This window comes from Streptomyces sp. MST-110588 (assembly GCF_022695595.1).
Lineage (GTDB): Bacteria > Actinomycetota > Actinomycetes > Streptomycetales > Streptomycetaceae > Streptomyces.
The window spans coordinates 18187-32015 of the sequence record NZ_CP074380.1 but is presented as its reverse complement, the minus strand read 5'-3'; the positions used below and the strand labels follow the sequence as shown (position 1 = coordinate 32015).

At 71.1% G+C, this 13829-nt stretch carries 9 protein-coding genes and 4 pseudogenes; 8 read left to right on the top strand and 5 right to left on the bottom strand.

Translation table 11 applies throughout. The features are described from left to right. Nucleotides 1–176: 176 nt before the first annotated feature. The 3 genes and pseudogenes from KGS77_RS00140 (at nucleotide 177) to KGS77_RS00130 (ending at nucleotide 1502) form a co-directional block, all read left to right on the top strand. On the top strand, nucleotides 177–332 hold the full coding sequence (locus tag KGS77_RS00140) for a hypothetical protein (protein ID WP_242577838.1): 156 nt from the start codon (nucleotides 177–179) through the stop codon (nucleotides 330–332). 48 nt (nucleotides 333–380) lie between these two features. Beyond that, nucleotides 381–929 (top strand): annotated as a pseudogene (locus KGS77_RS00135) (asparagine synthase C-terminal domain-containing protein). Between the two features lie 99 nt (nucleotides 930–1028). Beyond that, nucleotides 1029–1502: a hypothetical protein gene (locus KGS77_RS00130; RefSeq protein ID WP_242577837.1), complete on the top strand. Its 474-nt coding sequence runs from the start codon at nucleotides 1029–1031 to the stop codon at nucleotides 1500–1502. A gap of 11 nt (nucleotides 1503–1513) precedes the next feature. On the opposite strand, the pseudogene KGS77_RS00125 reads toward KGS77_RS00130, so the two are convergent. From KGS77_RS00125 to KGS77_RS00110, 4 genes and pseudogenes are all read right to left on the bottom strand, one after another. Then, a pseudogene (locus tag KGS77_RS00125) lies at nucleotides 1514–1842 on the bottom strand (ATP-binding protein); the annotation flags it as partial. A 48-nt stretch (nucleotides 1843–1890) separates the two neighbouring features. Then, nucleotides 1891–2421, bottom strand: a pseudogene (locus KGS77_RS00120) (phosphotransferase); the annotation flags it as partial. Nucleotides 2422–3310: 889 nt separating this feature from the next. After that, complete coding sequence (locus tag KGS77_RS00115; protein WP_242577835.1) at nucleotides 3311–5860, bottom strand: FtsX-like permease family protein; 2550 nt, start codon at nucleotides 5858–5860, stop codon at nucleotides 3311–3313. Next, nucleotides 5860–6660 (bottom strand): ABC transporter ATP-binding protein, encoded by an 801-nt coding sequence (locus KGS77_RS00110; RefSeq protein WP_242577834.1) that lies wholly within the window; start codon nucleotides 6658–6660, stop codon nucleotides 5860–5862. The genes KGS77_RS00115 and KGS77_RS00110 overlap by 1 nt, the downstream gene beginning before the upstream one ends. Nucleotides 6661–6937: 277 nt before the next feature. On the opposite strand from KGS77_RS00110, the gene KGS77_RS00105 reads away from it, so the two are divergent. After that, entirely contained in the window at nucleotides 6938–8299 is a 1362-nt protein-coding gene (locus KGS77_RS00105; RefSeq protein ID WP_242577832.1) for a sensor histidine kinase, read from the top strand. Continuing rightward, entirely contained in the window at nucleotides 8287–8931 is a 645-nt protein-coding gene (locus KGS77_RS00100; RefSeq protein ID WP_242577830.1) for a response regulator transcription factor, read from the top strand. Before KGS77_RS00105 ends, KGS77_RS00100 begins: the two co-directional genes overlap by 13 nt. A 20-nt stretch (nucleotides 8932–8951) precedes the next feature. On the opposite strand, the gene KGS77_RS00095 is transcribed toward KGS77_RS00100, so the two are convergent. Next, entirely contained in the window at nucleotides 8952–9848 is an 897-nt protein-coding gene (locus KGS77_RS00095; protein ID WP_242577829.1) for an IS982 family transposase, read from the bottom strand. 114 nt (nucleotides 9849–9962) lie between these two features. Between KGS77_RS00095 and KGS77_RS00090 the strand changes: the two are divergent. The 3 genes and pseudogenes from KGS77_RS00090 to KGS77_RS00080 form a co-directional block, all read left to right on the top strand. After that, nucleotides 9963–10510 (top strand): annotated as a pseudogene (locus KGS77_RS00090) (transposase); the annotation flags it as partial. A 430-nt stretch (nucleotides 10511–10940) separates the two neighbouring features. After that, nucleotides 10941–11099, top strand: coding sequence for a hypothetical protein (locus KGS77_RS00085; protein ID WP_242577823.1), 159 nt, complete (start codon nucleotides 10941–10943; stop codon nucleotides 11097–11099). 1088 nt (nucleotides 11100–12187) lie between these two features. After that, entirely contained in the window at nucleotides 12188–13759 is a 1572-nt protein-coding gene (locus tag KGS77_RS00080; protein WP_242577822.1) for an FAD-dependent oxidoreductase, read from the top strand. Nucleotides 13760–13829: the final 70 nt, after the last annotated feature.

The window sequence follows — 13829 nt, the reverse complement described above, 5'->3', positions numbered from 1 at the left end:
AGTCGAACGAGCAGACTGGGAGCGTTCGAGGAGACGCTCTCCCGAGTGGAGACCGCCCGGATGACGGTGCGGGAGGCCCTTGACGATGAGGCCGCCGACAGGCAGGTCACGGGCGAGGTGGCAGCGTCGCGGCAGGCGGGGGTGACATCGCCGATCGGCGTGGTGCCGGTGCCGCAGTGGCCAATGCGGTCGAAGGCGGCGTCGACTCCAGCACCATGACCGCCTTGGCCGCGAAGAACCTGCGTGCCTCCACCGGTCAGACGCCGGACAGCTTGGCCGTCGACTTCGTCGGCAGCGACAAGATCACCAGCAGCAAGCCGGAAGTCACCTGATGGTCCTCCCATCGTGCTGAGCAACGACCTGCTCATCGAGCACAGGACATCGGCCTGCACTTCCCTGACCTTCCCGGCTGGGGAGACTTCGACACCTCCCTGCACCTGCTATTCAAGGGGGTACGGGAACACTCCACCGTCGCCCTGTCGGGTGAGTCCGCCGACGAGGTATTCGGCGGCTACTACAACCTCCAAGGCCCCCCGACCCTCCACCACGATGGCGTCCCCTGGCTGCGCGAAGGCCATGCCTTCGCCGACCTCCTGCACAACACGCATATCGCCGAGATCAAGCCGTAGGAGTACGCGCGCCAGCGCTACCTGGAGACGATGGCCGAGGTGCCCCGCCCGGAGGGCGAGAACGACACCGACGCCCGCCTGCGCGAAGTGTTCTACATGGCCTTCACCCACTGGTTGCCGGCCCCGCTGCACCGCAAGGACCGGGCCAGCATGGCAGTAGGCATTCAGGTCCGCGTCCCTTTCTGCGATCACCGCCTGGTGGAGTACGTGTGGAACGTGCTGGCTTCGTTCATCTCTAGGAACAGCGTTTGTCGACGGGTTTCGAAGGCAGTCAGTGATCGACTGGCTCGTGAATGTTGAGCAGAAATGACGGCACTGACACGGCCTCGAAGGCGGAACGGCCAGTCGCCCGTCAGGACGGCTGGCCGTCGAAGGAGGTAGCGGCAGAGAGCAGCGCCTTTGAACGTCGAGCAGGTCGTCATCCGGGGTGGGATACCAATTGGGATGCCAGGCTGGGTTCGGTCGTGTTATGTAGTGAAGATGGAACCCGACCTCGTGACCGACGATCGACTGCGCGGCGTGCTCGATGAGCTTGTCCGCAGGGAACCGCTCTTCCACCGACCCGAGTTCGGAACGACAAGGGCTGACTTTGAGGTCATGGCAGCCCCGGACTTCTGGGAGACAGGCGCGTCAGGACGGCGCTACAGCCGTGCGTACGTTCTCGATGTCCTCGAGGAACGCTATAAGTCTCCACTGGCCGAGGAGTGGGAGACCTCCGACTTCCGCTGCCAGGAACTGGCAGCGGAAGTCTATCTGCTGACGTATACCTTGGTCCTCAACGGGCGGAGAACACGGCGGGCAACGATCTGGCAGCAGGGTGCCGACGGCTGGACGGTTCTCTACCACCAAGGAACCGTGGTTCAAGATCCCTGAGTGTTTGGCACTCAGATGGCCTTGGCAGGTTCTTCGGCTCGTGCGCGGGTGCTGGCCAGGCGGTAGGTGTCGGTGCCGGTCTCGATGATGGTGCCGTTGAAGGTCAGCCGGTCGACGATGGCCGCGCAGAGCCGCGGGTCCGTGAAGGTTCTGTCCAGCCACCGAAGGACTCGTTGGAGGCGATGGCGACGCTGTTCTTCTCCTCGCGCCCGGTCAGGACCTGGAAGGGGAGTTCGGCGCCGTGTCGGTCAAGTTCCATGTAGCCGAGCTCGTCGACGCATAAGAGATCGACACGGCAGTAGCGGGCGATGGCCTTGTTCAGATGCTTCTCGTCGGCGGCTCGACCAGCTCGGTGCAGCCGCCGGGAGCGGTCGGTGAAGGCGGTGAAGCCGGTACGTTCGGCAAACCCGCGCGTGTGCAGGGGTACCCAGGTCAGCGCGATGAAGGCCAGGTCGAACTCGCGTGTTTGGGGGCCGGCGGTGTCCCAGTCGAAGAAGCCCGCCAGGTGCCCGTCGCGCCAGACGGCGTTCCATGGGGCGGCGTCGTGGTGGCCGATGATCAGGCCGGGCCGCCAGGCCTGGCCGGCGAGCCAGCGTGCATCGGGTGGCGGAGTGAAGGACTGGGTCGCATCGTGCAGCGTCCGGGCCCACCGGCCGACGTCCTCCAGTGCGGTCTGCGAATAGACCCAGGCGGGCCAGGGAAGGTCCTCGCCCGCCGTCTCACCGTCGAGATAGGTCAGCACCTCACGCCCTTGGCTGTCGACTCCCAGCACCCGGGGCGCACCCTGCAGCCCGGCCGCCTCCAGGTGGCGCAGCACCGCATGCACCGCGGGCGTCCATGGCTGTAGGGGTCGGTGGACCGCGCCGTCACGGCGTACCGCTCCGGTTGTCCTGCCGCCAGGCAATCGCTGCTCGGCCATGAGCCGGTTCTACCCGGCAGCCCCGGAATCAATGTCGGACGCGTCCGGCGCTCGGCCTGCTGCGGGAATGACGAGGCCCCTTGCGGCTGTCCGCCTCGTTGGCCGGTCCTGACGGAAGGGGGCGGTCCGCCTCTGGGCCGGGACCACGTCCTCCCGCACGGCACCGCCTTAGGGGTGGGGTGGTGAGTGGGTGTCTTCTTGGAAGAAGGGTTGTGGGCAACGGTGAGGGCATGGCGCAGATGCGGGGGGGGGGGTACTGCGTGATCTGCTGGTGGTGAGGGCAGTGCCTCGTGTGGGGCAGTGTCGAGCCGTGGCGGGTGGTGCGGGAGCGGACGGGGCGGGTGTGGGGTGTGTATCCGGTCCGGGTGCGGGGCGGGTGTGGGGTGTGTATCCGGTCCGGGTGCTGCAATGTCCGTACCTGCCTATCCGTAGCTGGGGGAGGATGAGTCTGCCGGCCGGCCGCTGGGGATGCCGTCGCTCGGCTGGTCCGTTTCGCCGTTGCTGGGGCGCGGGTTTTCTCCGGCTGGTACCCGAAGTGCATGTCATTGTTTGCGGGGACCGGTTCCGGCCGCACCGCATCATCGGGTCGTGTTGGTGGTGTTACCGCGCTCGCGCAGCCGGGCCGGCGGACTTCGGCGGTGCGGGCCGGCGGTGCGGGTCGGCGGTGCGGTGTGCCTGTGGGATGGCGCCACCGGCGGGGCACCCCTGCTGTCCCGGTTGCCGGTTGCGGTTGTCGGCCGCTTCGCGCGGCGGTGGGGGCGGTCCGGCGGGAGGGGCGAGGGGTGTGGTCCATCAGCGTCTCAGAGGGGTGTGGTCCATCAGCGTCTGAGGGCGTTGTGCGGGCCGCGGCCGGGTGGTGGGGGGCGTGTGCCGGCCGCGGCGCCGTTTTTCAGGTGGCGGAGGTGGCTGCCTGTGCCGGGCGGAACCGGGTGGCCCGCCAGGCCGGCAGGAGTGTCGCCGCGAGGGTGACGGTCGCCGCTCCGGCCACGACCGCCCAGTAGATCCACACCGGTACGCAGGGCAGGACACGGTCCAGCTTGGCGAGGCTGTACGGGAAGACGGTGATCGTGGCGGCGACCGACCCGAGGAGGATCCCGGTCACCGCGGTCAGCCCGCTTTCGACCGCCATCATGGTCATGACCTGGCGCCGGGTGAAGCCGGTGAGCCGCTGGAGGCCGAACTCCCGGCGCCTTCGCCCGGTGGCCGAGACCAGGGTGTTGACCACCGAGATCACGGTGTATCCGGTGATCATGCCGACCACCAGGTAGTTGATGGTGGCGAGCTGCTGCTGGCCGGCGGTGCGGTCGGCGCTGAGCGCGCCGCTGCCGGACACCTGGGCCCCCGGCTGGTCCTCGACCGCCGCGCGCAGTGCCGCGGTGACCGTGCCCGGGTCGGCCCCCGGGGCCCGCTGCACCACGATCTGCGTGGGTGTCCCGTCCGTGGTGTGGGCCGCCAGCAGTGCGGCGGGCAGCAGCAGCGAGGTCGTCAGGCCCTGCGGCCGGTAGGTGGCGACCACGGTGACCTTCACCGGGGCGCCGTCACCCAGCCGCAGGGTGACCGTGTCCCCGACCGCGCGCCGCAGTGATGCGGCGTGCGCCACGGGCAGGGCCACGCTGTTGCCGCGCAGGGCGGCCAGCGAACCGGTGGCGGCGCGTACCGAGAGGTTGCGGTCATCGCTGACGCCCTGGAGCGGCCATCCCTCGGCGGTCTGCTGCGGGTCCCCGGGTTCCTGCACGAAGCCGGTGCTCGTCACGTACGCCGAGGCCGCGGTGACGCCCGCAACCTTGCGGACCCTCTCCAGCGTGCCGGGGGCGAGGCCGCCGGTGTGTGAGGTCAGGACGTGGTCCGCCCGCAGGACACCGGTCCGCGCGGCGCGGTGGGAGGCGTCCTCGATCTGCTGCATGTACAGCGTGCCGGTGGCGATGCCGGTCAGCAGGACGATGGGGGTGACCGTGGCGGCCATCGGCTGCGCGTGCATCCGGGAGTTGAGGATCGCGAGCCTGCCCGGCAGCCCCGATACCGCACGGAGTGGCACCTTGAGGACGGCCACGACTGCTGTGGCGCAGCCGGGGGCCAGGAGGGCCAGGGCGATCGCCCACAGGATGCAGGCGGGGGCTGCGATGCCGGCCGTGGTGTCGTCCACCGGCATCGTCATGGTCGTCGCGGCCAGTGCGAGACCGCCGAGCAGGAAGAGGGCGGACCAGATGATGCGGGCCCGGGCCGGCCGGCGCTTGTCCCTCGCGCTTTGTGCCGGCGCCTCGGTGGCCCGGGTGGTGGCGATCCGGCGGGCGGTGAGGTACGCGGCGCCCACGCCGGCCAGCAGCGAGGCGGCTACCGCCACGGCGCCCGGCAGTGCGCCGAGCCTGAACTCCACGGCTGCGGAGACGATTCCGGCCGAGATGAGCTTGTCGAACAGGAGCCGGCTGAACAGCGCGCCGGGCAGGCAGCCGAGCACGGACGCCACCAGGCAGACGGCCAGCGTCTCGCCCAGGATCATGCGGCGCAGTTGTTTCGGGGTGGTGCCGATCGCCTTCATCAAAGCCATCTCGCCCAGGCGCTGGCGGGTCGTCAGGCCCAGCGTGGACGCCGCCCCGAACATGGCCACCAGGACCGCCCAGCCCCCGAAGATGGAGGCCAGCATCAGCAGGTTGCGGCGGCTCGCGGCGGCCTGGGGGAACTCGGCCAGGCCTCGCTCGTCACCGGTCAGCGCCACGGCCTTGCCGCCCAGTTCCCGCTCGATGCGGTGGCCGAGCGCCTCCGCGTCGGTGCCGGATGCCGGCCGGACGCCGATGGCGTCCACCGCCCGCGGGTGACCGCTGAGCGTGCGGGCCTGTGCGTCGGTGAAGAACACGGCGGGCTGGAAAGCGTCCCGGCCGCCGGCCTGCCGGACCACACCGGTGAGCCGGAACTCCCGCGGGCGGCCCTGGACCGTGACGAGGACCTTGTCACCGACCACGGCACCGGCCGCCTTGGCCAGGTCGGCGTCCAGGACCACCTCCCGCGCGGCGGTCGGCGCGGTTCCGTGGGTGAGGCGGTAGGGCGCCAGGCGCGCCGACTCCCAGCCGTGGCCCAGCGGACGGTGGTCGGCACGGGCGACGCTGTCGGGCAGGGCGGTCACCGGGCGGCCCTCGCGCACGACGGCGACGGGGAAGGACACCTCGGGGACCGCCTCGCGGACGCCCGGCACGGCGGCGACCCGGCGGACCGCGCCGGAGTCCAGCCGGACCCGCTCGGCCAGGCACGAGGACGCGTAGGACTGGTCGCCGGCCACCACCACCGGGGCCGCGGCGAACCGCTGGGAGGGCACCGCGTTGTCCACGCCGCTCTCCATCAGCCCGCCACAGGCCATGATCAGGGCCGCGCCGAAGAACATGGCCACGAACGTGGCGGCGAAACCACCCTTGCGGTGGCGCAGGGTGCTCAGGGCCAGGGAGAGCATCAGTATCCGCCCCCCGTCGCGGTGCGGGCCCGCGGGTCATCCGCGCCCCCCTCGTCCGCCCAGGCACCCAGGCGCGTCATCCGCTCGGCGACCATCTCGGCGGTCGGGTTGCCCACCTCGCCCACGAACCGGCCGTCGGCGAGGAAGACCACCCGGTCCGCGTAGGAGGCCGCCACCGGATCGTGGGTGACCATCACGATGGTCTGCCCCAGGGCCTGTACGGACTCGCGCATCAGCCGCAGCACCTCGCGGGCGGTACGGGTGTCCAGCGCGCCGGTCGGCTCGTCGGCGAACACCACGGCGGGGCCGGTGACCAGGGCACGCGCGATCGCCACCCGCTGCTGCTGGCCGCCGGACAGCTCGGCGGGACGGTGCCCCGTCCGGGAGTCCAGACCCACCCGGCGGATCACCTCCTGGATCTGCGCCCGGTCCGGCTTTTGGCCGGCGAGCTTCAACGGCAGCGTGATGTTCTGCATCACCGTCAGAGCCGGCAGCAGGTTGAAGGACTGGAAGACGAAGCCGATCCGCTCGCGCCGCATCTTCGTCAGCGCCGTCTCGTCGTACCCGCCGAGGTCCTCACCGTCCAGCAGGACCGTGCCCGAGGTGGGCCGGTCCAGCCCCGCCGCGCAGTGCAACAAGGTGCTCTTGCCCGAACCGGAGGGTCCCATCACGGCGGTGAAGCTGCCGCGCCGGAAGGACAGGCTCACGCCGTCCAGTGCGGTCACCGCGTGGGCGCCCTCGCGGTAGACCTTGCGAACCGCGTTGAGCCGGACTGCGTCGGCCACTGCGTTGGTGTCCATTCAAAGCTCCTGTACCTGTCGCGTGGAAGACGCGATCACACCGCCGACGCTATGGAGGAGCCGCTCGCCGGCCCAGGGGCCTGCGCCCACACAGGGGGTGGAGAAAACTCCACCCTCCCCAGGGCCCTCCTCCACTGCGCCCGGCCCGTGCGGCGGCGATGCTGGTGGACGCGGGCGGGCGGACCGGCCGGTCGTACCGCCTGCGTGTACTGCGATGATGAGGCGCGCGGGGCGAAGTGCCCCGGGTCCGGGGAGGGCGGAACCAGGTGTGCGAGGCGTGGACCCCAAGGCCGGCGGGCGGCGCGGGGAGGACCGGAGCGGTCCGGCGGCGGGCGGCGGTGGACCGGTGGTGACCGCACGGGGTCGCGTGGCCGGCCCGGCGGCGGGCGGCGGCGGGGCCGGGCGGCTGCGCTGGTGCGCGCGCGGCCTGGTGGTCGCGGTGCTCTCCCAGATCGGCAGCGTCGCCCTGTTCACCGTCACCGTCCTGACCCTGCTCGCCCTGGCCGTCGGCGTGGGCGTCCTGATCCTGCCGGTCGTTGTGGCCGCGGTCCGCGCGCTGGCCGGCTACCACCGGCGGACGGCCGGCGAGTGGACCGGCACCCTCATCGAGACCCCCTACCGCCATCTTGTGGAAGCGGCACCCCACGACGTCTCCGCGTCCTTGCGGCAGTGCCGTCGTCTGCTGTCCGACCCGGCCACCTGGCGCGACGTACTGTGGCTGTTCCTCGACGGGCCCCTCGGCCTCATCCTTGGTCTGCTGCCCGCCTCCCTCGTCGCCTACGGCCTCAACGGCCTGCTCGTGACCCCCGTCCTCTGGGAAGACATGGGACCGCACTGGGGCTTCGGGGTGATCTGGCCCATCGCCGACCAGACCGACGCCTGCCTCGCCATGCCCCAGGGAGCGGCACTGGTGGCCCTCGGGCTGCTGAGCGCCGGGCCGCTGGTGCGGACGCACGGCCGCTTCAGCCGGCTGCTGCTGGCTCCCACCCGCAGCGCCCGCCTCACCCTGCGCGTCGAGCGGCTGACCGAGACCCGCTTGCAGACCGTGCAGTCCCAGGCGGCCGAACTCCGCCGCATCGAGCGGGACCTGCACGACGGCGCCCAGGCCCGCCTGGTGTCCCTGGGCATGAAGCTCGGCCTCGCCGACACCCTGCTGGAGGAGGACCCCGAGATGGTGCGCACCCTCCTCGCCGACGCCATGGACTCCAGCAGCCAGGCACTCACCGAACTGCGCGAGCTGGTCCGCGGCATCCATCCGCCCGTCCTGGCCGAACGCGGACTCCACGGCGCGGTCCGGGCGCTGGCGGTCGGCCTGCCGCTCCCCGTCGAGCTGGCCATCGACCTGCCCTTTCGCCCGCAGCCACCGGTCGAGTCGGCCGCCTACTTCGTGATCGCCGAGACGCTCGCCAACGTGACCAAGCACAGCGGCGCGTCCCGCGTGGGGGTGCGCCTGTGGTACGCGGACGGCGTGCTGCAAGCCTGCGTCACCGACGACGGCCGCGGCGGCGCCGACCCCGAAGGCGGCAGCGGCCTGCGCGGGCTGCAACGCCGGCTCGCCGCCTTCGACGGAGTACTGGAGGTCCACAGTCCGCAGGGGGGACCGACCGTGGTGAGGATGGAGCTGCCGTGCGCGTGGTGATCGCCGAAGACCTGGCCCTGCTGCGGGAGGGCCTGGCACAACTGCTGACCGCACACAAATTCGACGTGGTCGAAGCGGTGGACAACGGGCCCGCGATGCTGCGCGCCCTGCTCACCCACCGCCCGGACGTGGCCGTCGTCGACGTGCGCCTGCCCCCGACCTTCACCGACGAGGGCCTGCAGGCCGCGATCCAGGCCCGCCAACAGGTCCCCGGGCTGCCCGTCCTGGTCCTGTCCCAGCACGTGGAGCAGATGTACGCCCGCGAGCTGCTGTCCGACCAGAACGGCGGCGTCGGCTATCTCCTCAAGGACCGCGTCTTCGACGTGCGCCGCTTCGTCGGCATGCTGCGCCAGGTCGCGGACGGCGGTACGGTCATGGACCCCAAGGTGGTGTCGGAACTCATGGTCAGACAGAAGGCGGCCAGCCCGGTGCAGTCCCTCACCGAACGGGAACGCGAGGTGCTCGCCCTGATGGCCGAAGGACGCTCCAACGCGGCGGTCGCCGCCAAGCTGTTCGTGTCCGAGAAGGCCGTCAGCAAACACACCAACAGCATCTTCACCAAGCTGGGACTGGCGGCCTCCGCAGACGACAACCGGCGCGTCCTGGCCGTACTGGCCTACCTCAACTCCTAGACGAGTAGTTCCGATGTGGCTCAGTGGTCGTAGGCGATCAGTGATCTGGTGGTGGGTGCGCCGATGATGCGGTTGTGCCAGATGGCGCAGGTCATCGCCAGGATTCGCTGGGCCACCCGGACGCCGACGCCGTCGATGGTGCGGCCGCCGTGCTGTTCGAGGTCGAGCTGGCCCTTGAGGGTGTCGTTGACCGACTCGATCAGCTGGCGGACCGTCTTGAGCAGAGGTTCGGCCGGGTGCGGGGTGCCGCGGTTGCGGTAGGAGGGCCGCAGCAGGCTCACACCGCGGGCGGCGAGGAAGTGGTCGAGTTCGGCGGCGATGTAGCCCTTGTCGGCCAGGATCAGCAGGCCGGGCCGGGTGCTGGCGAGGTGTGGCTCGTTGTCGATGAGCGCGGCCAGAACCTGGCGTTCGTCGATCTTGGGGTCGGCCAGGGCCCAGGTGACGGGCAGCCCGGCCGGGGTGCATACCAGGTGGAGTTTCAGGCCCCAGTGGAAGCGGGAGTGGGAGCGGCAGTAGCCGTAGTTCGCCCAGCCGGCGAGGTCGGAACGGCGCACGGTCTCGCGGGAGCGGGCGCACTCGACGGGGGTGGAGTCCACGATCCACAGGGGGTCGAGCCACAGGTCGGTGTCGATGGCCAGGAATCGGATGGCCCGTTTGACCAGGGGCAGAGCGGCCCGCAGGCGCTTGTTGTAGGCAGGGCGCTGGGGCAGGTAGGGGAACAGGCCGTGCAGGTGGGCGTGGGCGAAGCGCAGCCAGCGGGCTTCGCAGTGGAAGCCCAGGATGGCCTGGGCCACGGCCAGGGTGACCAGTTCGGCGTCGGTCAGCCGAGGCGGCCGCCCACGCCAGCGCGGGGTCTTCAAACGGTCATCGATATGCACGTACAGTGCCGTCAAGAGGGTGTCTAAATCGGTCGTCACAACCCGATGTTGGACACCCTCCCTGCGTCTGAGAACCCCGCAATCGGAACTATTCGTCTAGTACTGCAGCGGTGCTTGCCGTGACTGATGGCCGGGTCGTTCGTGGGTGGGGTTATGGGCGGGGACCTTGCTGGTGTCAGGTTGTGGGCGGATGAACTGGATGCTGTGCAGGAGCGGTTCGTGCACCGTTTCAGCAGATCGGAGCCCCGAAGGTCGGCGCCGGCCTATGTGCGGGGCCGGATCGCACCCCTGCAGCGGAAGAACGGCCGGACGCCGGCGGAGGAAGCCGGCCACGCAGGCCCGGACCGCCTCCACCGGATGCTGAACCGGTCCGAGGGGACGCCGATGAGGTCCTCGATGCCGTGCGCCAGTACGTCATCGAAGACCTCGGCGACCTCGGCGCCGTCCTGGCCGTGGACGGCCCGGGCTTCCTGAAGAAGGGGACGCGGTCGGCCGGGGTGCAGCGGCACTACTCCGGCACCGCCGGGCGCACGGAGAACTGCCAGGTCGGCGTCTTCCTCGCCTATGCCACAGACCGCGGGCGGACACCGATCGCCCGGCGTCTGTAGCTGCCCGCCTCCTGGACCGACGACCGCGAAAGGCGCCGCCGGGCCGGCATCGCCGACGAGATCGGCTTCGAGACGAAGGTCGTCACGGCCCAGACCACGGCTGCTGTGCCTAGGGTGGTCTGCATGCGTTCCGGGGTGTTCCGGTTCGTGTTTCCTCTCATGTTCCCCGAGGTGCGGATGGTTTCTCCTCCGGTTCCCTGCTGGAGAGCTGTGGGCATGCACCCGTGGTGGTGCTGTGGGGTCAATGCGTGACATGACGTGTTGAGAGGCGTGCTTGTGGTCATGTGAGAGCGGTCTGCTCCGCGCCGGGTCTGCTCCGCGCCGGGTCTGCTTGGCGGCGGTCTGTTTGGCGGCGGTCTGTTTGGCGGCGGTCTGTTTGGCGGCGGTCTGTTTGGCATTGGCTGGTGAGGGCTCGTGTAGGGCCTGGTGCCTGGTGCCTGGTGAGATGCCGGACGGGAGGGGCGGGCAGGGGCGTCGGGCGAGGAGCGGTGGATTTAAGATCACCAGGCAGGGCATCCGGCGGATGATGGGGGTGATCCAGCGGGAGATGGACATCTACCCGGTCACCGCCAGGGTGCAGGCCGATCCGGATGTGTCCTTCGGCGATACGAACGTCTTCAACGGCCCGGTCATCCATGGCGTCGTCCGCGGTTCCCGCATGCTCTGGGGAACCCCTCCGTGAACCAGGCCAGGACCAGAGCAAGCCGATCGCCCCGGGCTTCGAGGCCATCGCGCAGTCTGTAGCGGGCATGTTGAGGCAGCTTCCGACTCCTGGTGTGCTGGACGAGGACCTGGAAGATGCCCCGGCTGTCGGCGAGGAGGTCCTCAACGTCTACAGCCCGAGCCGGACCGTGGGGTGATCCGGCGTGCTGCGGCTGCGCTCAAGGGCTGCCTTGCGCCGATTGCCACAGGTGCGGCCGGGGCCGGGGCCGTGACCGGGGTGAGGAGACCGCACGTGTCCTGATCGGGCGTCTCAGTACCGCTCTGGAGACCGGGCCCGCACTGCCGGCTGATGCCTGTGCTGGGCGCCCACCGTCGTGGGTGCCTGGGGTGCCTGGCAGAGGCATCAGTGCTTTTCGCTGCTCAGTCATCCGCCGTCGAAGGTGTCTTGGGGGCTTGAGCAGGGCCAGGCCGGAGAAATGCGGTGGGTCCGGTCCGGAGCTGTGCCGGTACTGGCGCCGACGGAAGTGAGGCTCCCCTGCCGCAGGTTGAACCGGGTGTTCTCGGCGCCCTTGTGGGAGCGGCGAAGGACACCGTTTCCTATGAGGCCATTGCCGTCGTGCTCGCACCGGCGGGCATCGACACGACCACGGCCGCCTCTCCGCCATCTTCACCGGGCACTTTCGATCCACGCCCTGGTGCAGTGGTCCACGTCGCCGCTGGGGTTCGGTGAAATGCGTCCGGGCCTGTTCCGTAACCGGCTAGGGCCGGCTCGTGCCGGTGGGGTTTTTGAGTAACGATCAGGTCGGGGCGTACGGGATGTGCGCCGGGGAGCGGGCGAGGCCGGAGCCGGAGCGGGGCGGTTTTGTTTTCTGGCCGCTGTCGGCAGTGTCCTGGCCTGGTCACTGAGCGCGTCAGCGCAACGTTCGCAGCGCTGACCGTCTGGCCGCCCGGCCACCTGTCGAGCCGATCGGGCCGGCCGGGACTCCGGCGGGGACGGGTGGGGCGGAGAAGGAGCGCGGGGCCCGCTTCCCGTCCCTCCGTGCGGGCCGGCTCCTTGACACCGTGGCGGCTTTTTGGCCTTGGTGGCCCTCGGTGATAGTGGGCGCCATGGACTATGACGTAGTGGTGGCCGGGGGCGGCCCGGTCGGGCTGATGCTGGCGTGCGAGCTGCGGCTCGGCGGCGCGCGGGTGGCCGTCCTGGAGCGCCGGACCGAAGTGGACCCGACGATCAAGGGCGGGGCGATCACCACGCCCAGCGCCGAGGCGCTCTACCGCCGGGGGCTGCTGCCCGCGCTGGCCGCGGTGCAGCGGCAGGCGGTGGACCGCATCCAGGCGTTCGTGCACGAGCAAAACGGCGGGGAGACAGGCGGGGCTGCGGGCCAAGGGCTCGGGATCGTCGGGCACTTCGCCGGGATCATGCTGCGTGCCGATCTGGTCGACCGTACGGAGCCGGGCCTTGGCGATGCCGGCCCCGCCGCCGGGATCGCTTTCGTGACGCAGCAGGACATCGAGCGGCTGCTCGGCGGGCGGGCGGACGAACTCGGCGTCGAGGTGCGCCGGGGGGTGGAGCTGACCGGCTTCGACGCGGACGGCGGGGGCGTGACCGTGCGGACCAGCCACGGGGCCATACGCGCCGGCTGGCTCGTGGGCTGCGACGGTGGCCGCAGCACGGTCCGCAAGCTCGCGGGGTTCGCTTTTCCCGGTACGGACCCGGAGATCACCTGTCATCAGGCGGTCGTGGAGATGACCGGCGCCGAGGGACTGACGGCCGGCTGGAGGGCCACGGACACCGGGGTGTACGCCTACGGGCCGATGCCGGGCCGCGTCGTGACCGTGGAGTTCGACGGCCCGCCGGCCGACCGGGACGCGCCGGTCACCGCCGAGGACCTGCAGGCGCGGCTGCGCCGTGTGTCCGGGGTGGACGTCACGATCACCGGGGTGCGGACCGCGACCCGCTTCACCGACCACGCCCGCCAGGTCACCGAGTACCGCAAGGGCCGGGTGCTGCTGGCGGGCGACGCGGCGCACGTGCACTCCGCGTTCGGGAGCCAGGGGCTGAGCCTGGGGATCGGGGACGCGGTGAACCTCGGCTGGAAGCTCGCCGCGGTGGTCGGCGGCCGGGCGCCGGAAGGGCTGCTGGACTCCTATACCTGCGAGCGGCACCCGGTCGGTGCGTGGGTTCTGGACTGGACCCGGTCCCAGGTCGCGGCCATGCGCCCGGACCCGCAGTCCCGGGCCCTGCGTGAGATCGTCAGCGGCCTGGCGGGGACGGTCGCGGGCACCACGTACCTGACCGCGCGGCTCAACGGTGGCGGGGTGCGGTACGAGCTGCCGGGCGAGCACCCGCTGACCGGCCGCAGCACCCCGGACCTCGCACTCGCCGACGGCCGCCGCCTGGCGGACCACCTCCACGGCGGCCGGGGGCTCTTGCTGGACCTCACCGGCGACCCGGAGCTGCGGGCCCTCGCTGCGGGGTATGCCGGCCGCGTCGAGACCCTGAGGGTCGGCTGCCCGTCCCGCCCGGAGCTGGCGGCGGTCCTCGTCCGTCCGGACGGCTTCACGGCCTGGGCGGCCGACGCCGGGGCGCCGGCATCGACGGCCGGGCTGGCGGAGGCGCTCCAGGAGTGGTTCGGGGTGCCCAAGGGCGCGGTGACGCCGGGCGGTCCCCCGCTGTGCTGACCGGCTCGAACCACGAGCCGATGCCCCACGGCCGCCGCACCCGCCCGGTGTGGCGGCCCGCCCGCACTCC

Excerpts from the sequence above, each read along its gene's own strand:
- KGS77_RS00110 (WP_242577834.1), bottom strand. The coding sequence starts at position 6,660 with ATGGACACCAACGCAGTGGCCGACGCAGTCCGGCTCAACGCGGTTCGC.
- KGS77_RS00080 (WP_242577822.1), top strand. The coding sequence starts at position 12,188 with ATGGACTATGACGTAGTGGTGGCCGGGGGCGGCCCGGTCGGGCTGATG.
- KGS77_RS00115 (WP_242577835.1), bottom strand. The coding sequence starts at position 5,860 with ATGCTCTCCCTGGCCCTGAGCACCCTGCGCCACCGCAAGGGTGGTTTC.
- KGS77_RS00085 (WP_242577823.1), top strand. The coding sequence starts at position 10,941 with ATGATGGGGGTGATCCAGCGGGAGATGGACATCTACCCGGTCACCGCC.